19 protein-coding genes and 1 pseudogene are annotated in these 22,525 nt (G+C 68.5%); 7 read left to right on the forward strand and 13 right to left on the reverse strand.

What is annotated here, in order from left to right; all coding sequences use genetic code 11:
* Nucleotides 1-43: 43 nt before the first annotated feature.
* Nucleotides 44-1,384 (forward strand): hypothetical protein, encoded by a 1,341-nt coding sequence (locus ACT3UN_RS07345; RefSeq protein ID WP_444656814.1) that lies wholly within the window; start codon nucleotides 44-46, stop codon nucleotides 1,382-1,384.
* On the opposite strand, the gene ACT3UN_RS07350 is transcribed toward ACT3UN_RS07345, so the two are convergent.
* From ACT3UN_RS07350 to ACT3UN_RS07390, 9 genes and pseudogenes are all read right to left on the reverse strand, one after another.
* Nucleotides 1,311-2,867, reverse strand: coding sequence for a PH domain-containing protein (locus ACT3UN_RS07350; protein ID WP_444656815.1), 1,557 nt, complete (start codon nucleotides 2,865-2,867; stop codon nucleotides 1,311-1,313). The two genes, ACT3UN_RS07345 and ACT3UN_RS07350, sit on opposite strands and share 74 nt — an antisense overlap.
* Entirely contained in the window at nucleotides 2,864-3,325 is a 462-nt protein-coding gene (locus tag ACT3UN_RS07355) for a PH domain-containing protein (RefSeq protein WP_301443036.1), read from the reverse strand. Before ACT3UN_RS07355 ends, ACT3UN_RS07350 begins: the two co-directional genes overlap by 4 nt.
* A 75-nt stretch (nucleotides 3,326-3,400) precedes the next feature.
* Nucleotides 3,401-4,189 (reverse strand): fructosamine kinase family protein, encoded by a 789-nt coding sequence (locus ACT3UN_RS07360; RefSeq protein WP_441582437.1) that lies wholly within the window; start codon nucleotides 4,187-4,189, stop codon nucleotides 3,401-3,403.
* A 42-nt stretch (nucleotides 4,190-4,231) separates the two neighbouring features.
* Nucleotides 4,232-4,615 (reverse strand): annotated as a pseudogene (locus tag ACT3UN_RS07365) (NUDIX hydrolase); the annotation flags it as partial.
* Nucleotides 4,612-5,316 carry a hypothetical protein gene (locus tag ACT3UN_RS07370; protein WP_301443031.1) on the reverse strand — a complete coding sequence of 235 codons (705 nt, stop codon included), beginning with the start codon at nucleotides 5,314-5,316 and terminating at the stop codon, nucleotides 4,612-4,614. The gene ACT3UN_RS07370 and the pseudogene ACT3UN_RS07365, both read right to left, overlap by 4 nt.
* A 57-nt stretch (nucleotides 5,317-5,373) precedes the next feature.
* Nucleotides 5,374-6,036, reverse strand: coding sequence for a heme oxygenase (biliverdin-producing) (locus ACT3UN_RS07375; protein WP_441579300.1), 663 nt, complete (start codon nucleotides 6,034-6,036; stop codon nucleotides 5,374-5,376).
* A 91-nt stretch (nucleotides 6,037-6,127) separates the two neighbouring features.
* The gene (locus ACT3UN_RS07380) at nucleotides 6,128-6,943 is read right to left on the reverse strand and encodes a heme ABC transporter ATP-binding protein (protein ID WP_441579301.1); all 816 of its coding nucleotides are present in this window, start codon (nucleotides 6,941-6,943) and stop codon (nucleotides 6,128-6,130) included.
* Entirely contained in the window at nucleotides 6,940-8,004 is a 1,065-nt protein-coding gene (locus ACT3UN_RS07385; RefSeq protein ID WP_301443034.1) for a FecCD family ABC transporter permease, read from the reverse strand. Before ACT3UN_RS07385 ends, ACT3UN_RS07380 begins: the two co-directional genes overlap by 4 nt.
* 16 nt (nucleotides 8,005-8,020) lie before the next feature.
* Nucleotides 8,021-11,185: a bifunctional [glutamine synthetase] adenylyltransferase/[glutamine synthetase]-adenylyl-L-tyrosine phosphorylase gene (locus ACT3UN_RS07390; protein WP_441579302.1), complete on the reverse strand. Its 3,165-nt coding sequence runs from the start codon at nucleotides 11,183-11,185 to the stop codon at nucleotides 8,021-8,023.
* A gap of 462 nt (nucleotides 11,186-11,647) precedes the next feature.
* On the opposite strand from ACT3UN_RS07390, the gene ACT3UN_RS07395 reads away from it, so the two are divergent.
* The 3 genes from ACT3UN_RS07395 (at nucleotide 11,648) to ACT3UN_RS07405 (ending at nucleotide 12,715) form a co-directional block, all read left to right on the forward strand.
* Nucleotides 11,648-11,809: a hypothetical protein gene (locus tag ACT3UN_RS07395; RefSeq protein WP_444656816.1), complete on the forward strand. Its 162-nt coding sequence runs from the start codon at nucleotides 11,648-11,650 to the stop codon at nucleotides 11,807-11,809.
* 136 nt (nucleotides 11,810-11,945) lie between these two features.
* Nucleotides 11,946-12,359, forward strand: a complete 414-nt coding sequence (locus ACT3UN_RS07400; RefSeq protein ID WP_444656817.1) for a hypothetical protein — start codon at nucleotides 11,946-11,948, stop codon at nucleotides 12,357-12,359.
* 20 nt (nucleotides 12,360-12,379) lie between these two features.
* Nucleotides 12,380-12,715 (forward strand): type II toxin-antitoxin system PemK/MazF family toxin, encoded by a 336-nt coding sequence (locus ACT3UN_RS07405; RefSeq protein ID WP_444656818.1) that lies wholly within the window; start codon nucleotides 12,380-12,382, stop codon nucleotides 12,713-12,715.
* Nucleotides 12,716-12,735: 20 nt separating this feature from the next.
* Here the strand turns inward: ACT3UN_RS07405 and ACT3UN_RS07410 are convergent, their stop codons facing one another.
* From ACT3UN_RS07410 to ACT3UN_RS07425, 4 genes are all read right to left on the reverse strand, one after another.
* Nucleotides 12,736-13,263, reverse strand: coding sequence for a hypothetical protein (locus ACT3UN_RS07410; RefSeq protein WP_444656819.1), 528 nt, complete (start codon nucleotides 13,261-13,263; stop codon nucleotides 12,736-12,738).
* A 53-nt stretch (nucleotides 13,264-13,316) separates the two neighbouring features.
* Complete coding sequence (locus tag ACT3UN_RS07415) at nucleotides 13,317-13,712, reverse strand: hypothetical protein (protein WP_444656820.1); 396 nt, start codon at nucleotides 13,710-13,712, stop codon at nucleotides 13,317-13,319.
* A gap of 146 nt (nucleotides 13,713-13,858) precedes the next feature.
* Nucleotides 13,859-14,911, reverse strand: coding sequence for a hypothetical protein (locus ACT3UN_RS07420; RefSeq protein WP_444656821.1), 1,053 nt, complete (start codon nucleotides 14,909-14,911; stop codon nucleotides 13,859-13,861).
* A gap of 71 nt (nucleotides 14,912-14,982) precedes the next feature.
* Nucleotides 14,983-15,366, reverse strand: a complete 384-nt coding sequence (locus ACT3UN_RS07425; protein WP_444656822.1) for a hypothetical protein — start codon at nucleotides 15,364-15,366, stop codon at nucleotides 14,983-14,985.
* A 795-nt stretch (nucleotides 15,367-16,161) separates the two neighbouring features.
* Here ACT3UN_RS07425 and ACT3UN_RS07430 point away from each other — a divergent pair.
* From ACT3UN_RS07430 to ACT3UN_RS07440, 3 genes are all read left to right on the forward strand, one after another.
* On the forward strand, nucleotides 16,162-16,737 hold the full coding sequence (locus ACT3UN_RS07430; RefSeq protein ID WP_444656823.1) for a hypothetical protein: 576 nt from the start codon (nucleotides 16,162-16,164) through the stop codon (nucleotides 16,735-16,737).
* Between the two features lie 573 nt (nucleotides 16,738-17,310).
* A complete protein-coding gene (locus ACT3UN_RS07435) occupies nucleotides 17,311-19,047 on the forward strand; it encodes a type IV secretory system conjugative DNA transfer family protein (protein WP_444656824.1) in 1,737 nt (578 codons plus the stop codon).
* Nucleotides 19,048-19,174: 127 nt separating this feature from the next.
* Nucleotides 19,175-21,868 (forward strand): hypothetical protein, encoded by a 2,694-nt coding sequence (locus ACT3UN_RS07440; RefSeq protein WP_444656825.1) that lies wholly within the window; start codon nucleotides 19,175-19,177, stop codon nucleotides 21,866-21,868.
* The last annotated feature ends 657 nt before the right edge of the window (nucleotides 21,869-22,525 follow it).

Raw genomic sequence — 22,525 nt, forward strand, 5'->3', positions numbered from 1 at the left:
TCGGCGCCGGGGACCGTACGCGGCCTACGATAAGATCCCTGCTGTGAGTTCACCCCGCCCCGAGACACCCACGCCTCCTGAGTCGGCCGCCGCCCGGCACCGCCGACTGTCCCGCCCGGCCACCGCCGCCGTCGGCTGGGTGCTCGCCCACCTCATCGCCGTGGTGTGGATCGCGGTGGCCGGGACGTCCACCGGCGACGTGCGCTACTACCACTCCGGCCTCGCCGGTCTCGACCCCACCGCGATGGACGAGTACCCCGAGGTCGGCACGTGGCCGGCCCGGATCGTCGAGTGGCTCACCCCCTCGCAGGACGCCTTCGTCGTCGGCTTCGTCGTCCTGTCGCTGCTGGTCTCGGCGTTATTCACGGTGTACCTGTGGCGGGCGGGCACACCGCGGGGCACGGTGTGGCCCGCCTGGTTCTGGATCCTGTTCGCCGCCGGGTCCGGACCGATCTTCCTGACCAGGCTGGACATCTTCCCCGGCATCCTCGTCGCGGGTTTCGCCGCCATGCTCTTCGCCGGCGCCCGCTACTCGCGTCTGGCCACGGTGCTGCTCGCGGTGGCCACGATGATGAAGCTGTGGCCCGGGGTTCTCGGCGCCGCCCTGGTCGGCGGGTTCCGGCGGGCGGGCACCTGGGTGCGCGTGGCCTGGTTCCTCGCCTCGCTGGTGGTGCTGTGTCTGCTGGTCGTCGCCCTCGGCGAGACGGACCGGCTGCTTTCCCCGCTGACCTACCAGGGCGACCGGGGCCTGCAGGTCGAGTCGATCGGTGCCACTCCGTTCATGCTCGCCGCGGGCCTGCACGACCTGATGTCGTCGTCCGCCAACCCCTGGACGGTCAGCTACGCCAGCTCGAAGAGCTACGAGATCGCCGGACCCGGTGTGGGGGTGGCGCTGACGGTGCTGACCCTGCTGACCGCGGCGAGCATCCTGCTGGCGCTCGGGTGGGCGCTGCGCCGCCTGCTGCGCGACGACTGGACGCCCGGGCGGGCGGTGACCTTCGCGATGATGCTGATCATGCTCATCATCGTGACGAACAAGGTGTTCTCCCCGCAGTACCTGGCGTGGATCGCACCGATCGCCGCGGTGGCCCTGCTGGTCAGCCGGCGGGCCGGTGGCGGCAGCACCACCAGCACCATCGGCACCATTGTCGCCGTGGAGATCCTCGTCGCCGCGCTGCTGACCACCCTGGTGTACCCGGTGTTCTACGACTGGTTGATCGCCAACCCGCCGGACTTCGCCGCCACCGTGGTGCTGGCCTTGCGCAACGTGGTCGTCCTCGTACTCACGGCGACCTGCGCCTGGTGGGCGCTCAGGCCTGCGGGGCACCCCGGGTGGAGCGAGGACGCTCCGGCGCCGGCAGACTCCGCGCGCGCAGCCGGCTGACCAGGTCGGTCGCGTCGACGTCGGTGAGGTCACGTCCGGCCATCATCACCGGACCGGGCACCAGGTCGAATCGCACACCGGCCAGGCCCAGGACCTTCTGCACCGGACCGCTGCGCAGCGTGAGCTCCTGGATGTGCGCCGGGGAGATCACCGACACCACCCGGCGCAACCGTCCGCGGTGCGACACCACCGCACGCAACTGCCCCTCCCGGTGCAGGGACGTGTCGCTGGACGGGGTGCTGGACGGGTCTGTGACCAGCGTGACGCTCTGGCGGGTGCGGTCCACCGGCGAGACCCACCTCGCAGACGGCGGGCTGAGGTAGGTGCGCACCCCGGCGCCGGACGCCGCGTCCTGCGCCCCGTCGAGCCCGTCGGGACGGCCCTGCGGGTGCGCGACAGCGGTGATCTCCGGAGTCGACAGCGGGCTGAGGAGTTCGAGCACGTGCAGCGCCACGGGCAGTTCGCCCACCGGCAGCACCGTGGTGGTGGACCCCTTCGAGCCCTCACCGTTGCCGTAGCCGGCGACGTCGACCCGTACCTTCCACCAGCCCAACAGCCGCCACACCAGGGGTTGCGACACCTCCACGGCATGCACCCGGCCCAGCGGGATCGACTGACGGCGACGTTCCGACAACCCGAAGGTGATGCCGAGGATGTCGCCGTCGAGCTTCGCGGTGAACCGCCAGCTGGCGTTGAGCACACCCCAGAACCACGGCACCGCACCCGCCAGCGCGGGCAGCAGGACCGCCGCGCCGGCCGGGGTCGCCACCGAGACGACCACACCGACCACCACCAGCAGCGAGGACCCGGACAGGGCCGCGGCCACGACCGAGCGGGTGATCGGGATCGTGGGCACCACGGTCCGGGCGGTGTCCTCGCCCGACCCCGCAGACGCAGTCGCAGTCGCAGTTGCGGGGCCGTCGTGGCGCTCCGGGAACTCGTCGGCGCCCTCCGGCGTCCCGTTGACCAGGTGCAGCAGGTCGGCGCGCAACGTCTCGGCGTCGGCCCGCGGCAGGTACTCCACGTTGACCGAACTGTCCGACCCGCCGGCGGTCTCCACCCGCACCCCGGCCAGACGGAACAGTCGCGGGGCCAGCGGCTCGACCACGTCCACGGCCTGGACCCGGTCGAAACGTGCCGTGCGCAGCTGGCGGGACAACACGCCGCGACGGACCGCGATCTCCTCGTCGGTGATGCGGTAGCCGGTGGCGCGCCACCACGGCAGGGACACCACCCAGCCGACGAAGAACACCACCGGCAGCGCGACCACCGCCACCAGGACGACCAGGGCGGTGGGCAGTGAGGTGTCCGCCAGCAGGTCACGCAACCGTCCCAGGGTCTCGGCCTGCTGTGCCAGCAGCACGGCGGCGATACCCACCAGCACGGCCCACATGCGCAGCAGCGGACTCAGCGGGTGGACGCGCCGCCAGCGGTCTCCCTCCGGAACTCCCGCCGGTTCTTCCACCGCAGCCTGGGTGCTCACAGTCCGCTCATCCTCTCGCGCGCGGCGACGGACAGCCGGTCGCGCAGCGCGTCGGCGTCGGCACCGGTGAGTCCGACGACGGTGGAGTCGCTGGTGGACGAGGCGGTGTTGAGCTTCACCTTCTTCAGGTCGAAGAGCCGGTCGACCGGCCCGGCGGTGACGTCCACGTACTGGATCCGCCCGTAGGGCACCACGGTGAAGGTCCGCCACAGCCGTCCCTTGGTGATCAGCAGTTCGTCCTCGGTCTCCAACCAGCGCCGCCGCCTGGCCTGGGTGGGGATGAACCACACCTGCCAGCAGAGGACGGCCACCAGGACCGCGGCGATGATCCACAGGGTCAGGGCGAGTCCGTCGGAGGCGAGCACCGCGCCGACGACGACCGCGACCAGCGGGATGACCGTCCACGGGAGGTCGCAGACGTAGCGGGCCGGCACGTAGCGTGGGGCCACCCGGTTCATCGAGTCGGGCGGGGAGAGCGGCGTGATGTCACCGGAGGAAGTGGCTGTGGTCATGGCCCTCATTCTCCCACAAGGTCACAGGGTCAGCGCACGGTGTACGCCTGCAGCGGCCTCCGACACGTAGCCGCCGCCGAAGACCGCGGCGTGCAGGTAGAGCACCTGCAGGCGGTGCAGCTCAAGGAGGTCACGCCAGCCGGCGTCCAGCTCGGCGGCCTCCGCGTAGGCGCCGAGGACGCGCTCCAGGTGCGGGGCGCCGAACATGGTGAGGAACCCCAGGTCGGTCAGCGGGTGGCCGCCGTGGGCGGACGGGTCGATGAGCACCGCCCCGTCGCGTCCCCACAGCACGTTGCCCGACCACAGGTCGCCGTGCAGCCGGGCCGGCGGGCGATCATCGTCGAAGTCGCCGGCGGTGAGCCGGTCGAGCAGCCGCGCGGTGCCGGGGATCCCGCCGGGCACACGACGCTCCAGCGGCCCGAGCACCACCTCGGCGTAGAAGGCGCCCCACCGGTCGTGCGGGGTCAGGGGCAGCTCGAGCAGGTTGTCGTTGGGCCCCTGGTAGCCGGGGCCGTCCCAGCCGGCCGGCCCCGAGCCGAAGGACGGCGCACCGCAGGCGTGGGTCACGGCCAGGCGGCGGCCGAACTCCTCGGCGTGCGCCGGCGTCGGCGCGACCTGCCCGACCCGCTGCAGCAGCAGGTCCTCGCCGGACGCGCCACCGGTGCCCACGACCCCGGCCACGGGTACTCCCCCGCGGTCGGCGGCGTCGCCGAGCCAGTCCAGGCAGGCGTGCTCCCACTCACCGGGGCGGCCCGGGTTGTGTTTGGTAAAGGTCAGCGTGTCGGCGAGCTGCGGGAAGGTGGTGAACATCAACGGGGCGAGGCGGTGGGCCGGGTCGTCCGGTGTGTTCGTGGTGGTGCCGAGCGGGAGCCAGCGGGCGTCGGCGATCTCGGCGGCGACGACCGGGTCGACCACCTCGCCCGGTGCGCCCTCATGCAGGAAGAGGTCCGCGGTGACCGAGTGTCCCCGCTCGTTCGCCGCCTCGGCGGTGAAGGTGCCCACCGGTGTCAGGCAGGACGCCGCGACGGCGATGCCGGTCTCCTCGGCGACCTCGCGGACCGCGGCGCTGACGGCGTCCTCCCCCGGCTCGGGTTTGCCGCCCGGGTACTGGTGGAGGTCGGTGCCCTGCTTACGGACGGTCAGGACCTCTTGACCACCGGGTGCACCGGGTGCGCGGCGGACGAAGGCGACGGCGCTGACCCGGATGTCCCCGTTCGTGGTCCCGCCTGAGCTCACTGCAGGGCGCGGCGGATCGTGGACACCGTGACAGCGCAGCTGCTGTCCGCGTCCCGCTCGTGGTAGCCACGGCAGACGTCGGAGCCGTGCTGCATCAGCAGCAGCAGGGCCGCGCTGAGCTCCTCGGACAGCAGCTCCAGCGATTCCTCGTCGACGACCAGGGAGTCGAAGACGCCCTGCAGGGAGGTGGGGTCGGCGGACTCGTCGACCGCCGGGCCGGGGCACGCCCGTGCCAGGGTGAGCCGCAGGTAGGTGTGCGCCACCAGGCCGAGGGTGTCGCCGGCGTCCTGCAGCTCACCGATGTGGCGGCGGAACTGCAGCATCGACGGCATGGTCACGTGCCGGTCGCGCCAGCGGGCCGTGGCGTGCGCGCGGTCGAGGGCGACGGCGAAACTGTCCGTGACAGCGGCCAGCGCGGTACGCATCGGAGCCAGGGCGAGCGGGTCGACGGCGAGACCCGGGGCGCCCAGTGCGGCACGCAGGATCCGCAGACCCTCCCAGTGCTGCTCGAGGTAGGCGGCGCGCCCGGCGAACGGCAGGGTGCCGTCCGACATGCGGCTGAAGACCGAGGAACGTCCCACGCAGTCCAGCGCGGAGTCACCGGCGGCGTCCAGCAGGTCGGCCACCTCGGAGGCGTGGACGGCGGCCGACGAGCCGACGAGCGCGTGGTCGTCGATTCGTGCACTTGAAGTCTGCTGCATGTCCTTCACCTTCCTGGGGCCGACGGGTCAATCACAACGATATTTCGTGAGCCTACCCTAAACCAGGTGCTCGGGCCAGTGCGGGGACAACGTCCTGCGCAGCCCCTCGAAGACACCCGAGTTGTAGGCGAAGGCCTCCCCCGCCGCAGTGAGGAGGTGACCACGCTCGGCGTCGGTCAGCTCCATGCCGTCCAACGCCTCGCGGTAGGCGTCGCGGTAGCGCTTCGGCTTGTCGATGTGCGGGAAGCTGTAGAAGGAGAGGGCCGACCCATCCACGCCGTAGTGGCGCTGCATGAGCCGGCCGATCACCTGGCCGCCCGCCAGGTCACCCAGGTAACGGGTGTAGTGGTGGGCGACGAGTGCCGGGACGTCACGCTCCCGGCCGATGCGCTGCAGTTCGGCGACATACCCAGCCGTCTCCTCCAGGGCGACGGCGTCCACGGTGCCTCCGAGTGCACGGAGGTCCTCCTGCAGGACCGCACGGCGGTCGAGCAGACGGTCCGCGACGGCGCCGAGCCGGGAGTCACCCGAGCAGGCCTCCACCGCGTCCTCCAGGGCCGAGTAGAACAGGTACGCCTGCTCCTGGAACGACACGAACGCCCCGACACCCAGACTCCCGTCCAGCAGGCGCTCCATGAACACGGAGTGCTCCGCGTTCTCGTGGGCCTGCCGGGTCTCCTCGCGAAGCAGCTCGGAGAGCGTGGTGGTGCTGGTCGTCATGATGGTGTCCGTTCAGTCCCTGTCCTCGGTCGTTCGCATTCGATGAACAACGTGTACAGGCAATGCTAACAATGGAGACCCTTACCGCGGATCATCCGAAAGTTGGAACCGTCGGCCTAATCCACAGCTCCGCACCCGCGCGGTCCACGCTGACCGGCCAGTCGTACACCCGCGACAAGCGCTCGGAGGTGCACACCTCGCCCGGCGCGCCGACGGCGTCCACCCGCCCGTCGCTGAGCAACGCCAGCCGGTCGCAGTAGCGGGCGGCGAGATTCAGGTCGTGCAGCACCACGATCACACCCACTCCCCCGGGATCGCCTGCAGCAGCGCCTTCAGCGGCGACCCGGCGCACCGAACGCATCGTGCGCTCCTGGTGGCCGATGTCCATCGCCGCCGTCGGTTCGTCCAGCATCATGCACCGGGCCTGCTGCGCCATCACGCGGGCGAAGGCCACCCGGGCACGCTCCCCACCGGACAGGGTGGTCACGTCCCGGTCCTGCATGCCGAACATGCCGACCTCCTGCAGGCACGCGTCCACCAGCGCGGTCTCCTCCGCCGGCTCAGCCGCACCTGACCAGGCCGAGCGCCCCATCTCCACCACGTCGCGCACCAGGTGGGCGAAGGACACCCGGGAGTCCTGCAGCATCACCGAACGCACCCGGGCGGCCTCCCGGCCGCGGTAGTCGGCGTAGGGACGTCCGGCCAGCAGGACCTCACCGGACACCGGTGTGGTGTCACCGGACAGCACCCCCAGCAGCGTCGACTTGCCGGCGCCGTTCGGACCGATCAGTCCCAGGACCTCGCCGGCGTGCACCTCCAGGTCCACCCCGTGGAGGATCTCGGTGGCGTCGCGGCCACCCAGCGACACCACCACGTCCTGCGCGGACAGGAGCACCTCGCCACTCATCCGACCACACCTCCCCGCTTGAGCATCCTGCGCAGCAGGATGAAGAACGTCGGCCCGCCGACCAGGGCAGTGAAGATGCCGATGGGCAGGTCGGCGAAGGCGATCAGTGTGCGCGACGCCAGGTCCGCCAGCAACAGCAGCACCGCGCCACCCAACGCCGACAACGGCACCAGCCACCGGTTCGCCGGGCCGGTCACCTGCCGCAGGATGTGCGGCACGATGAGCCCGACGAAGCCGATGATGCCGGCGAAGCTGACCGCCAGCGCCGCCAGCGCCGTCGACAACCCGATGACCGCCACCCGCATCAGCGGCACGTTCACGCCGGCGTGACCGGCGGCGCGCTCGCCGAGGCTGAGCACGTCGAGGCGTCCGGCGATGAGTACGGCGGCGACGATGCACAGCGTCACCGGCAGCGCCACGTAGGCGACCTGGTTCCACTGGGCCCCGTTGAGCGAGCCCATCTGCCAGAAGATCACCTGCTCGCGCGAGGACGTCGGCGCCAGGAAGATCAGGAAGGAGATCGCCGCGCCGGCGACGGCGTTGACCGCGATGCCGGTGAGTATCAGGGTCAGGACCTTGACCTCACCGTCGATCGAGGCCAGGCGGTAGATCGCGACGGTGGTGAGCACACCGGCGACGAAGGCGAGCAGCGGCACCGTCGCCGTCCCCAGCACCGCGATGTCCAGCACGATCGCCGCGGCCGCGCCGACCCCGGCGCCCGAGGTCACGCCGATCACGCTGGGTTCTGCCAGCGGGTTGCCGAACAGGCCCTGCAGCAACGTGCCCGCCACCGCCAGCGCCGCGCCGACGAACAGGCACAGCACGATGCGCGGCAGACGGATCTGCCACAGCACGCTGGCCGCCCGGGAGTCCTCCACCGACGAGCCGGACGCACCGGACGCCCCGCCGGGGCCGTGCACCAGCGCCGACCAGACCTGCCCGGGAGTCAACGTGAACTGCCCGAGCACCAGGTTTGCCACCACGACGACGAGGAGGGCGGCCACGAGCACACTGAACGTGGTCCACCTCGTCGCCCGGCGGCGGGCGAGAGTGTCTGTCATCTTGTCTCGGTCTCCCCTAGTCCCCGAACTCGGCGTCGGTGACCTCTTCGCCCCAGAACACCCGGTCCACCACCCGGCGCGCCCGACGCGTGGTCTTGAGGTAGTCGTCGAGGAAGCCCTGGGAGTCCTCCGGGTCCCAGTTCGCCGCCGCGGCGATGTTGACGAGCTGCGGGCCCGGGGCCGGCAACTGGTCACGACGTTTGGCGTCGGCGAGGATGATCGCGTTCCGTGCCCGGGTCGCCACGATCCAGGCGTCGCGCAGGATGTCGACGTCGGCCTCCGAGAGCAGTCCGGCGATGCGGATCTCCTCGATGACCTGCAACGTGGAGGTGTTGTGCAGGTTGTCGATCTTGTGGCAGTTCTGCATGGTGAGCAGCTGGACGGTCCACTCGATGTCCGTCAGCCCGCCGCGGCCCAGCTTGGTGTGGGTGTAGCGGTCCGCACCGCGCGGCAGCCGCTCCCCGTCCACACGGGCCTTCATCCGGCGCACCTGCTGCACCGTGGTGCGGTCGGCTCCGCCCTCCGGGTAGCGGAAGGTGTCGATGGTACGCAGGAAACGGATGCCGAGGTCCTTGTCCCCGGCGATCCACGTGGCCCGCAGCAACGCCTGGAACTCCCAGGTCTCACCCCAGCGCTCGTAGTAGGCGCGGTAGGACTCCAGCGTGCGCACCGTCGGCCCGCTGCGTCCCTCCGGACGCAGGTTCAGGTCGACCTCCAGAGGCGGGTCCTGGGAGGGACGCGACAGCCGGGTGCGCAGCCGCTTGGCGATGCCGCTCGCCCAGGTCACCGCGTCCTGATCGGTGCCTGCCTCGCCGTCGCCGTCCGCATCGAGGTCGTTCTCCCCCTCGACCGGTTCGCAGACGAACATCACGTCGGCGTCCGAGCCGTAACTCAGCTCCGCGCCGCCGAGACGTCCCATCCCGATCACGCTGATCAGCGCCGGGGCGTTGGCGTGGTTCTCGTCCTCCCACGCGCGGATCTCCGCGCGCAACGCCGCCTCCAGCACCGCGTCCCAGATCAACGACAGCGACCGGCACACCTCCGGGGTGTCGATCAGCCCGAGCAGGTCCGCCGAGGCGATGCGGGCGAGTTCCGCCCGACGCAGCGAGCGGGCGACGGCGATCGCCGCGTCCGGGTCGCGGTGGCGTCCGGCGGCGGCGACGAGCGAGTGGCTGATGATCGAGGCGTCCTGCTCGAGCAGTTTGGGGCCGTTGGCCCCGTCGGAGAGCATGCGCACCGCCTCCGGGGAGGCGATGAACAGGTTCGCGATGTACGGGGAGGTGCCGAGGATGCGCATCAGGCGTTTGCCCACCACGTTCTCGTCACGCAGCAGCCGCAGGAACCACGACCGGTCGAACGCTGCCTCGGAGAGCTTACGGTAGGCCAGCAGGCCGGCGTCCGGGTCGACGGTGTCCGACAGCCACTCCATCAACGACGGCAGGATCATCGCCTGGATCCGGTCCTTGCGCGTGGTGCCCGACGCCAGGGCCGACAGGTGGTCCATCGCCCGCGACGGGTGCAGGTAGCCCAGCGCGCCGAGCTGGCGCTGCGCGGCCTCCGGGGTCAGACGCAGCGCGTCCACCGGCATCGCCACCACCGAGGACAGCAGCGGACGGTAGAACAGCTTGTTGTGCAGCTGGCGGATCTGCCCGCTGACCTTGCGCACCTTCGCCGACAACGCCGCGTCCGCACTCTCCTGGCCCTCGCCGCGCACCCCTGCCGTGCGCGCCAGGCGCAGACGTCCGGCCTCGTCGTCGAGTTCCGGCAGGGCGTGCGTGCGGCGCAGGTGTTGCAGCTGCAGCCGGTGCTCCAGCAGACGCATGTACTCGTAGCAGTTGATGAGGATCTGCCCGTCCTCCCGGCCCACGTACCCGCCGTCCACCAGCGCGCCGAGTGCCTTGACGGTGGAGCGCACACGCAGCGACTCGTCCACCCGCCCGTGCACCATCTGCAGCAGCTGGATGGCGAACTCCACGTCCCGCAGCCCGCCGGGGCCGAGCTTGAGCTCCAGGGGAAGCAGGTTGTCCGGCACGTTGTCGATCACCCGACGACGCATCGCCTGCACGTCGGCCACAAAGTCCTCGCGCTCGGCGGCACTCCACACCATCGGCGCCAACTGTTCCACGTAGTCGCGGCCCAGGTCCAGGTCACCGGTCATCGGACGGGCCTTCAGCAACGCCTGGAACTCCCACGTGGACGCCCACCGGCGGTAGTACGTCACGTGCGACTCCAGGGTGCGCACCAACGCACCGTGCCGGCCCTCGGGGCGCAGCGCCGCATCGACCTCGAAGAAGACCCGGCAACCGATGTTGATGAACTCGCCGGCCAGGCGCGTGGTCTGCGCGTCCGCCGGCTCGGCGACGAAGATGACGTCCACGTCCGAGATGTAGTTCAGCTCCCGGGCACCGCACTTGCCCATCGCCACCACCGACAACTTCGCCGGCACCGGCCCCTCGGGGTACACCGTGGCCGTGGCGACGGCCAATGCCGCGGTCAGTGCGGCGTCCGCGGCGTCCGCCAGGCGCTCGGTGAGGACCTCGAACGACAGGCCGTCCGACGAGGCCTTCTTCTTCGCCGCGTTCTTCGCCGTGTTCTTGCGCTCGGGGCCGAACTCGCGGCCGGTCGCGGTGCCACTGAAGGTGTCCGCCAGGTCGATCGCGGCGATCCGGGCGAGGACGGTGCGGTAGGCCGTGCGCATCGCACGGTCAGCGTCCACCCCGGTCACCGTGGCGCGGAACAGCAGGGAGTCACCCTCGTGGCCCTCCACCGGCTCGGCCCCCACCGAATCGGTGAGCGCGGCCATGATCTCCTCGCGCTCCGGCAGGTCACCGGCGAGCTCCGGCCAGATGTCCGGGTTGGCCACCACATGGTCGCCGAGCAGCGTCGACCCGCCGAGCAGGGCAAGCAGCCGGACACGGAAGTCCGGGTCGGTGTCGATCTTCGACAGCAGTTCCGCCGAGGGGTGCTGGGCATCCGCCTGTTCGTCGAGGGTCTCGACGAGCCGGACCACCGCGTTCAACGCCCGGTCCGGATCCCCCGTGGACGACAGGACGCTCAACACCGCACGGTGGTCCTCGTCGTCCCACCCCAGCCTGGTCAGGTCCTCCGCAGCCGACTGCCTGGTCAGCCCCAGGGACACCGGGGAAGGAACTCGACGACGGGTGGTACGCGGTTGATTCACCGGGTGTTCAACTCCTGGGATGCGGCCTTCGACGGGGATCCGTCACGGCCGGGCTGTGGCGTGTACGCGAGCGCTGGACTCCGCCCCATCGTAATAGATGCCCGTCCCGGTAGGTGGGCACTGTGCCGATCCCGCCACTACCCCGGACGGACTGAAACCCCGCGCCGTCGTTGGTCTACCTCCCGAAGACCAATGACGGCGCGGGGTTTCAGGGACCGACGGAGCAACCCGGCGACCGCGACTAAGCGGCGGTTCCAGACCGCCGGACCCTAGAACTCCAGGTTTTGATTATGTCCTAGTTTGTATGATTCGGTGACATCACCGGAGAAAATAACCGCAGGTGAAAAGGGGTCTGTGGCGTCAACGGAAAAAGTGGAATCGGGTAGAGTAAGGCAATAAAGTGCCAATAACCTGCCACTCACCGGAGGCTGGTCGCAGTCCCGGGCCGCTCGGGTGCTCGGGGTGACCCAGCCGCGCATCTCCGATCTCTACTGCGGCAAGGTCGATCGGTTCACTGCCGAATCACTGCAGAAGATGGCTGAACCCCTCGGGATCGGCCTGACCGTGTCGCACTTCGCAGAGCCGACGATGGACCAGGTCGAACGGCACGCGCAGCTGGCCTGAGTCCCGAAACGACAACACCCCGGGCCCGAGTGGGCGCCGGGGGGGTGTTGTGCTGTGTGGAGCAACGCGGTGGGCGCGACAACAGTGGTGCAGGAATGCTCTTTACAGTGCACCACATTCTGCTAGAATCTGGTGCATGAGCGCGACACTCCCACAGCGAACCAGCCTGACCCTCCCCGATGACACTCGACAGCGCATCGAATCCCTCCCCGAGGCGGCAGTGAACGCCCACAGTACTTCGGATCTCCTGCGGGCGCTGATCGACCGCGGCGTGCAGGTCATCGAGGATCAGGTGATTGAGGACGCCTACGCCGAAATGGCCACTGATCAGGCACCGTACCGCAACCAGCAGCGGGAACGGAGGAACAGGCACCTGGCGGCACGCGAGATCGCCCTGCACGAAGCGGAGTTGCAGGAGGAGCGTGCAGCACAGCCGGCGGCGCGCCCGTCGACCCAGCCACGTGGCATACGCCTCAAGAAGTCACGTGGGCGCTCGGCTCGGACAGGGGCCTTCCTCCGTAGTGGACGCCGTGTGAAAGGCAACCGCTAGGGATGGAGATTTTACGTGGGATGGTCTACTCAGTCGACGCCGATATCTCTGACAACAACGGAGGTTTCATCCCCCCAAAACCCTGGTTGATTGTGTCACCCAATCGGCGTAACCGTTCCCTGGGTACCTACCTTGGGGTTCGGATCACCACCACGTCGAAGTTCTCGCACCTTCCGACGGTCGTCGCCCTCCCGCCCGGGGAAATCGCCAACGGGTGGGTTATGTGCGACGAGATCAACGTGCTGTACGACGAGGACTTCACAGGAAAGGTGTGGGGCGCCCTCTCCGCCAACGCAATGCGTGTGGTGGAGGGCGGTCTCCAGGCAGCGCTGGGGATGAACGAACCCGGGCGGTGAGCCCGCCGCCGCGCCGCGGGTCAGCCGTAGATCTTGTCCAGGCCGAGGCCCTTGACGGCTTCGGTGGCAAAGGTGAAGTCGGAGACCTGATCAACGGCGATTCCGCTGCTACCGTGGGGTGACCCGCTGAGGACGCCTACCAGCTGGGCGGTACCGTCGGAGTTCTTCGCGTAGACGGGAGCACCAGAATCTCCCTCGTAGGACGTCATTGCTGCCCACCCGCGGTTTCCCTCGCGCATCATCAGCTTCCCGCAGGACTCACCCGTACTCAACCCATACTTACATAGCTCCATGTCGGGGGTCAGATCGCTGGGGGCCAGAACACCAGAGATCTCGTACTTGCCAGCGATCTTCCCGTCGTAACCGTACTTGTCGTCGATGTCGATGAGGCCATAATCGCCACAGGTCTCATCAGAGACACAGTAGCTGGAGTCAAAGGTTCCAAGCGCCTGAACCTGGGAACCGCCGTCGGGGTACCACTGAGCAGCGCTCGTGCTCGCATCACGGATGCAGTGTCCCGCGGTTACACCGACCAGGTCGCCGCCCATGTCTCCTACGAATGCAAGAGTACAAACTCGGGGCCCGTCCGCTGTGGCATATTCTACTGTTGTTCCGGGGTCGGGGAGGACACGGGAAGGATATACGCGGCGTCATTCCGCTCGATCGGCTTCGTCTCGAGGCTACCGTCCGCAGCAGCGTCGACGGCCTCTACAGAGAATCCGGGAATGGCCGAAACCTCGTCGGAAGTGGACTCGAGCGAATCAGAGGAATCCAGATCCGAGTCCTGGTTACGACGGTGGTCTCGACCCTCATCCGAGGTCTCGCGGCTGTCGTCCAGCATCGCATCCGCCTGAGCAGACTCAGACCCAATACGCTCCATAGCCTCGGAGTGAGTTTCCCCCGAGTCGTCGCTGCAGGCGGTAAGCCCGGCAACAAGGGCGAGCGAAGCAACGGAAACACCGAGGAGTCGGCGTACGCGGTTGGTCTTGATAATCATGGCGGCCGGCTCCTTTCTTGGGTGGTTCTGCTGGCCTGTGAAAAGTTGTCACAGGTAACTTTACCCAGGGTCTCGGACACCCCAAACCTGCTGGGGAATTTTCCCCACGCGAGGGGTACAGGGCGGCGGGGGCTGTGGGTCGCGCGTCAAAGCACGCGGTCGATGCCGAGAGCCTTGATGGTGGGAGCGGCGAGAGTGAAGTCGGTGACCGCACCATCGGCTCCCGCCGGCGCTCCACTGAGGATCCCCACCAGCTTCACCGAGTCGCCGTCCTTGGCGTAGACCGGCGCGCCGGAGTCACCCGGCCGGGCCGGGATCCCGGCCCGACCCATGTGCCCCTCGCGGCCCATCACCTTGCCGCAGCTCTCACCAGTGACACGGCCGTACTTGCACAGCTCCATGGAGGGGGTCAGCTCGTCCGGGTCCATGACACCGGAAATCGCGTAGCGGCCGGCGATCTTCCCGTCCACCGCGCCCACGCCGGAGGTCATGGAAATCTCGGTGTGGTCCCCGCACGTGGCCTTGCTGTAGCAGTAGTCCGCAGGGAAGCTACCCAGCGCTGTGGGATCCCCGACACCGCCGGGCTTCCAGAAAGCCTGCCCGTCCGTGGAATCACGGTTGCAGTGGCCGGCGGTCACCCCAACCACGTTTCCGGCCTTCTCCCCGAGAAAACTCAGCGTGCAGGCCTGCCAGCCGCTTGCGTCCTTGAATCCCACCGAAATCCCGGGTGTTGGCGTCTCTACCGGCAGGTCGAAGTCCTCGTCGTTGCGCTCTACCGGCTTGGTCTCCAAGCTGCCGTCCGCCGCTGCATCCACGGCGGCCACGGAGAACCCCGGGAGCGATCCCCCGACGCCGCTCTCCCCACCCGGGCTGCGGGTGGGCTCCGGGTCCCCGCTTTCCCCCTCCGGCTCCTCGAACGACGCGAAGAACTGGTCCATGTCCTTCTCAGACGCGCAGCGGCGCTCCTGCTCCTGAATGCCACGCCGGGCATCGCCCCAGCCCACAGCGCCGTCCACGGAAATCCCGTCCGTATCGGTGGGCTCCACGCGCGGGCAATCCTGCGCCCGGAAATCGGCGGTGCCCGCCGTGGGCTCCAGGTTGTCCTCCGAGCCGCAGGCGACCAGGCCGGCGGAGAGCACGACCGCGCCGAACAGGCCGGCTACGCGGCGGGCGAACGAGGATGCAGCTTTGGGGTACATAAGTGCCACCGTAGCGGGGCCGGGGGGACATGAAAAAGCACGTGGGGAGAATTCCCCGTCATTCGCGGCCCCTATGGCGCTTCCCGCAGCTCCGCGCGGTAGCGCTGCACCGTGCGCGCGCTCACCCCCAGATCGGCGGCCAGAGCGGCGGCCGACACTGCCGCCGGAGCGTCCGCGATTTTCTGCACGTCAGCATCATCCAGCGCGCGAGGCCGGCCCCTGCCCTCCGGGCGCGGCGGCAGCGTCGGGCGGGCGGCCTCAGCGGCGCGCTCCACCGCCGCCGCGCCGAGAGCGACGGCGGCCTGCAAAAGCCCCACGACCCCACCGCCCTGGCTTGGCCGGACCTTCACGCGGAGGCCCGCGATAACCAGCTCGATATCCCGATCCCCCAGTCGCTCCAGGACCACCCCGAGAGCGGCGGGATCCGGCCCCAGAACAGCAAGCGAACTGACCACGATTCGGCCTCCTGGAGGGAGCACCGAAAGCACCTTCTCCAGGAGCCGCGCGCGGTCCTCCGCTGGCGCGCACAACCGCTGCGTCCTCGGGGAGAAAAGGGCACATCTCCCGCAACTGGTCGGCAAGAATACCGGCCCCACAGCCCGCCGCCGCAAAGGCCACAGCCCGTGGGACCGTATTGCCATTTGTCATGTTGGTGCTTGGTGAAGTCTCCATACCCCAGTCTACGGTTTTTGTCTGTTCTGTCGTAAGCCTGAACAGCACAAACAAGCAGATTCGCCCTCTTGGGCAGGCCGTGGGGCTCCCGGTCGGCCTCCACCACGGTTCCAGGGGCTCCCACAGCCCTCCCACACCGGGTCTGTCACGCACCCCGTCACACTCGCTGTCACAAGCGTTGTCACGGAGCCTGGCACGGGGTTCGTCACGCGGTCTGTCACGCACCTTGTCACAGCGCCCGGAATTCTGTCTTTTTTGACGTATAGCTCGCGGGCCGCAGGTGAGCGCCCCAAGGAGAGACACCGAGGGGGTTTCTGTCGCTTTTTGTCGCCCACGACCCGCGTAGGGTCTGTCACGCGGGTCTGTCACGCTCCCGGACCGCCTCCAGGGAGGCGGGTGTCGCCATCCTGGCGCACGGTTTGGGGCCCGGACGGGAGGGGCTGTATCACCCCAGAGCGGGCCGGGACGGGGCTGGAACGGGCCCGTGGTGAGCCCACAGCCGTGCCTGAGTCACGAAATGCCTATTTACCTGCACAAACGCTAGGATCCCGTGGGGTCCGGCCGATAGAATCGGGGGCATGACACTAGACCATAAAACGCCGATGACCAGCGGCTTTACCGAGAATCCGACCACGGCCGTCCTTTTCGAGGGCAAGGATTTCACGCACCTCCAGCATGACCCTGGGGACGGGAGCACTGAGAAGGGCGCTGCGGCCATGGCCGCAGCGGTCGGAGCGGGCGCAGGCTTCGGGCTGGATAAGCTCACCGGCGGGAGGGTCGGCAGCCTCAGCAAAGCATCCCCTCGGAGGGCGCTCAACACGTACGCGAAAAAGGCGCAGCGGGACCTGGCGAAAAAGACCACAGTCGAGGCCGGCAAAAAGGTGGTCGCCACCGGCGCACGCAAGCTCGGGGCGCGCGCGGCGGCCCTCGCCGTGGCGGCGGCCATTCCCGGGCCTGGCTGGGCCGCAGCGGCGGGCATCGTGATGACCATCGGCATGGAAGCCGTTTTGGGAGGGAATCGGATTTTGAAGGGGCTCTACTCGATGTTCACCAGCTCCACGAAAATCCCCTCGACAGATACGCCACCCTCGCCGCCGACGACGACCTGGCTGCCGCTTTTCGACCCCCCGGAGCAGGCCCCCGATGTACACTAGAAACTGTCCGCCACAGCGGCGGGGATTCGTCCCCGCCGGAGCCCCCGCCTTGGAGCCGCGAATCCGCGCCCGGCGGAGGCTCACCTTATTCCCCAGCGATCTCCGATTCCGCATGACATGCTGGACACAGCAAGCTAGCTCGAAGCGAAGGAGGGAAACGGCGTGGCGACGGTTCTTATAGTGGTGGGCCTTGTCGTGATCATTGCAGGTGCGGTGCTCGGAGGGAAGGTGAGCTACCCAGCCACGGTCGGCTGTGTCGTAGCCGGAGCTGTAATCGCTCTCCCAGCGATCATCTGGCGCTTTATCCAGCAGCCTCCCGCCTGGGATTCCCTGCTTTCGCACGCCGCCTTGGGACTAGCGACGGTCGCGGCGGCGTGGTGGCTGGTCGGCCATGCGAATAGCCACGAAGCCGCCGCCTGGAGTATCCGCAGGGATGACCTCCGGCGCATGTGGCGAGGACGCAACTAATCTCCCGAAAAGGGGCCGGATCGCTGGTGCCCACGGCCCCGCGCTCCGTAGCGTGCAAAGCATGAACAAAATCATGCCCCGCCTGCACGAAACTGGAGGAACGCCGTGGATCCCGTAACCCTCGCAAGGATCGAACGGACCCGAGATATCTGGCTCAGCCTCGCCGTTGTCATCAGCGCCCTCACGGGAGCAGCCAACATCGCTTTTCTCACAGCGGTAGGTTACGAGAATCAGCGGCCCTGGCTTGCACTTCTCGTAGGCCTGGCCGGCATCGTGGCCATGGCCTGGGTGTGGCCGCGCTACAACGGCGCCCGCCGGGTCGTGGCGGCCCACAACCCCGACGCCTCCGGCGTGGTGCCGCTGGAATATCTCAGCGTAGGAGGACTGGATGCGCTGGCGCGCCGTAGCCCTGAGGTGATGCGGCTTTTGCACCTGGTCGCCGGGGTGAGCAAGGACCTCCAGCCCGACGCTTCCTCATTCACGTTCGACAGCGGCGGGGCGCTGACCAGCTACCGCCTCACCGCCACCCGCCCGGGGGTACTCACCCCCGAGCCCTTCCAGGCCAAGCTGCATGCCGCACTCACTCGGTCGATGGAGGGTACCGGGTGGGATGTGCAGATCCGCTCGAACAAGGACGAGGTTCTGGTCTCGCGTGGCTCCGAGATTCCCCGCCTGGCCCTGCCTGAAATTTGGCCAGTCGTCACCAGCGCAGCAGAGGCAAAGACGCGCTACACGGGGTGGCAGCTGGAGCTTGGCCCCGGGGAGCAAGGGCCGGTGCGGATCGACCCCCAAGTTTTCCCGCACATGGTTGCTGTCGCCTCGACCGGTGGCGGAAAGAGCGTTTTCCTCAGGAGTTCCGCCGAGCAGTTCCGGGCAATCGGAGCGCAGATCTACTTCGGAGACGGCAAAGGGTCCGACTACGCCGCCTACCGGGGTCAGAGCAACGTCGTCGCTATCGGCCGTGGCTCCGGGGCACGCGGCATGGAATACGCCGCGATCATCGAGATGTGCTTCCGCATCATGCAGGCGCGGCAGGACGGTGCCGCCGAGGCCAAGCTCTCCGACCCCGATGGGTGGAAGAACTTCGCGCCGATCTTCGTCATCCTGGACGAGATGAAGGCCGTGCTGAAGAAGTGGAAGAGCGAGCTGAAGAGCGCCGAATTCAAGCTCCTTGAGTCGCGAATGAACCAGGTTTTGGCCCTGGGCCGCGAGTTCCGCGTGCACGTGTGTTTCGCCGTGCAAGATGTTTACGCCGAGAGCATCCCGAGGCCCTGGCTTTCCAATGTTGGGCTCAAAGTCTCACTGGGCAAGCCTCACGCGAAAACGCTGGAGCAGGGTTTCGACGAGGCTGTGCAGGATGATGCCCGCCGCGTGGCCGAGCGCATCGACCCGCGTGTCCGGGGCCGCGGGATGATCGCCGGCTACGACGATGACACCGGGTCGGCCCAGGTTGTGGAGTACCAGGGCTTCCTGTCGTACGCGCCCGGCGAGAGCATCGAAGGAGCACCCGCAGAAGCGCAGCAGGCCATGCAGCGTTTCAAGCGCGGCGTGTCCGACGCCGTCCCGAATCTCTATTCGAGGAAGTGGTTCCGGATCACCAGTAAACCCTCCGCACAGGTGGCGCTGGAGAAGCGGCGGGGAGCGGACCTGGGCTACATCGACTTCGAACTTTTCACCCCCACCGAGCTTGCAGACCTCCCGATCGTGAATTTGGACATGAGGGACGATCGCGGCGAGATTGTGCCGGATCCGAAGATGCGGCGGTTCGACCCTGACCCCCAGAATGTCGAGTACGTGTGCCGCCCGGTGCGCTCCGAGACGGACGCAATCACCGACATCTAACGGGCCGAACAGCCAGCCGCATTGGGACCCTCCCAATGCGGCTTTTACCTGCACTTTCACTAGGTCCCACGTGACCCGGGCCGGTAAAATTCGGGGCATCAGAGCACCCGAATAAGGAGCAATCACCATGCCCGACGTTCTCGAATTCAATCCCGATTCCAGCTACCGCCTCCGCCTCACGGACGGCGGCGCGTGGGCACCCACGGAGATCACCTCGGGGGCAGTTTCCACCGCCAAGAACATGCGCTACGAGGTCGCGCCGGAGTGGTTCGGCGACGCTCCCGAGGACGGGGAGGGAGTCGAGGTCAGGCCGCTGTCTGATGGAGGCTGGGGAATTTTCAAGTCCGGCGAGCAGATCGGGGCACTGTCGGACCAGGATGTCGCACCGCTGAGTAAGGACGCCGTGCCCTCCGGTGCCCCGGAGCCCAAGGCCGCGCCCGCCGCGCCGAGTGCCGCGAAGGAGGACGGGGACCAGGACGACGGCGCTCCCCGGCGCGCGCCGTCCATCGGCCCCGACAGCGACGGCGACGGCTGGGTCGACGGGAAGGAGCCGCTGGAGTTTGGCAGCGTGGACATGCCGCCCCTGATTTCAGGCCGTGATATCGACACGGCGTTGAAGCGCTACGACCCGAATATCGCCGCCGAGGGTCTCCGGCCGATGCTGGACGGGGTGTTTCTCCCTCGCACGGGCGATTTCGAGGCGGACGAGCAGATCAAGAGCTACGAAAACGCGCACCTCAGGACCTTCAACAGCCTGCTCGATTCTCCTGAAAACACCTTCTTGGAGGGCCCGATCCTGCACAACTTGAGCGCCACGGAGGACGCTGGGGAGGCTGCGGCGGAGGTGCTCTCGGACGCGCGCGGTGAGCTGGAGGCGCTCTACAAGGCGGGTGTCGGTGATCCCACGATGGATCAGCGCATGGCGGAAGTCGCCGGCACGCTCTCCACCCTCACCGAGACCGGCAGCGCGGTGCAGCGCCTCGGGATGGGTCTCGCGCGCAACGGCGACGCCTACAACAGCATTTCCAGCTCTATGGCGGCGGGTGTGCAGGATGCTTTCGCGCAGATCCGGGAATACGCGACGAAGCACGAGAAGTGGGATGCCTCCGGATCCCCCGCCGCCGAGCCGCGCCCCGACCTCACCTTCCTCACCACCGAGCTGGAGGAGGCTGTGGAGGACGCGCGCGACCAGCTGGAGGGCACCATCAGCGCAGAAACGATGCTGGCGAGTGCAGCGCTGGATCCCGCCGCCGGCGACTACGACGCAAGTTGGAACCAGGGCGGTTCAACCCCCGCCCCTCCCGCCGGTGGCGAGGCTCCCGCCCCTGCGCCGGCCCCCGCCGCCCCGCAGCAGGGCGGGAGCACCCCCGCGTCCTCCCCGCCAGCCTCCGGGCCCCCCGAGGAAACCAGCGGCGGCAAGGGCGGCCCGAGCAGGGAGGCCGCCGAGCGCCTGGCAGGCCTGCTCTCCGGCAGCAGCGGCGGGGCGGCCCCGCAGCCCGGCGGCCAGGCACCGCAGATGCCGCAGCAGATGCCCCAGATGCCCTCCTTCCCCATGCCGAACCTGGATCCCGGCACGGCTCAGCAGATGCCCGTCGCGCCGGTGAGCGCGCCTAGCGCGGGGATGGTCGAGACCGAGGATCCGTACGAGGCGTTGCTGAATCCGGCGACCCACCTCACACGCGATTTCGAAGCGGGCGACATGAGCCAGATTCGGGAGGGCAATGCCTCGGGTCGTGACGCCGCCCAGATCCGGCCCTACACCGCTGAGGCGCGCAGCGCCGACGCCATGCTCACCTCCCCGCCAGCAGCGGGGCCGGGGGCGGCTACCCCGAGGCCCACAGCTCTCGGTGCGGACATGCGCCCTCTCGACAAGGATTCGGATGGGAAGGTCGATAAGGATTCTGTGCCTGCAACGCGGGAGAACGTGACCGGTGAAGAGGTGAAGGCGTCAGTGACCGTGGGCGGCGAAGAGCACCCCGTGAAGGTCACCGACCCCCGCTTGTTGGAGATGATGAATCTCATGGGCGAGGCTTCCGAGGCTGAGCCGCTGGAGATCCTGGAGGCCGCCGCCGAGGCCGGCGTGCCCCTGGAGTCCTATGGCGAGATGCTGGAGGATCCGACGCAGGCCAAGGCCGGCGATGTGGTGATCTCGACAAAGGGAAACGGCTTCTACCTGGGTGACGGATCCGTGCTCCTGGAGACCGGCGAGGTCGTGCCGCTGGCGGATGTCCTGGAGCTGCGGCCGCCGCAGAGCGGGATTTTCCGTCTCGAACTGCCGGAACTCCCGGACGAGGTTGAGGAAGGCGACGGGGGCCAGGCGCCCGAGGACCCCGCAGCCAGCCCGTCCGAGGGTGGCGAAACCCCACCGGCTGAGGATGCCGCGGCGGAGGGTGAGCCCGAGGCTCCCGCGGCCCCGGCGGACGGTGGCGAGGCACCCGCACCCGCACCAGAGACCGAACCGGAGCCCCTGCCCGGCGCGGGGTTCGTGCCGGGTGAGATGCCGAACCCGGCTATCGCACCCGAGTTCGAGGACCGGGATGGGGATGGGATCCCGGACGACAACAACGGCAATGGGCTGGTCGATGTGTTGGAGCCGCTGCCCGAGGCGGCCTCCCCCGCCCCGGTAGAGGAAGCGCCAGCCCCTGAGCCCGCACCTGAGCCGGCTCCCGAGAACCAGGATCCCGAGCCTGAGGCTCCCGAGCCGTTGTTTGAGGGCTCCGCGAGCCTGAACCTCGACGCGACCGGCCTCCGCGCGACCGGCAGCGCCGAGGCCCGGATCCGCGATGTCGAGTTCGAGGGTCGCGTCCTCGGGACGGAATAACCCCCACAGCCCCCGCCATGTCCGTTGGGACCTAGCGGGGGTTTCGGCATGTTCGGAGCCCCGCGCGGATTGAGCCATCCCCCATCGCGCCGGGCGGTATCCTGGGGGAATGAACACCGCGACCACCACACTCACCGCAGCCGGGGATCCGCCGAGGCAAGCGTCGAGGTGGATCGGATCATCCCGGACACCCCGAGTGTGTTGATCAGCGGCCAGGACCACCTACCCCGGGCCATGAAGAACTTCGCTGAGGTCGGTATACCCACCTTCCCGGTCGCGGCCTTCTAGGGAAGGTCCTGGGAAAACGCAGCGTAGTGGTACCCAGCACTGATACGGTTTCCGTGGGCCGTCGGCACGCGGCCAATCCTCAGAAGTGGGAAACGTTCTGAGGCACTATGGGTCACCCCCTCGCTGCGCACCTGTCTACTCGAGCAGCGAGGGGGTTTCCTGCATACAGTCCGTGTGCAGAGACCCCATCCTGGATTCTGGCGTCATCGCCGCCTTCCGGCAGGTCGTGGCTATGCCACCCGGGCCAGCTGTGACGCCATGAACTGCGATCCGGCATAGGAGGGATGGAAAATCATGTTGTAATTCGGGGTCGTGGTATCGATCACGCCAGCGACATACCGCTGCCGATCAGGCGCACACGTGTCATGG

Origin of the sequence: Corynebacterium sp. AOP12-C2-36, from assembly GCF_052379185.1 — a bacterium.
Classification (GTDB): domain Bacteria; phylum Actinomycetota; class Actinomycetes; order Mycobacteriales; family Mycobacteriaceae; genus Corynebacterium.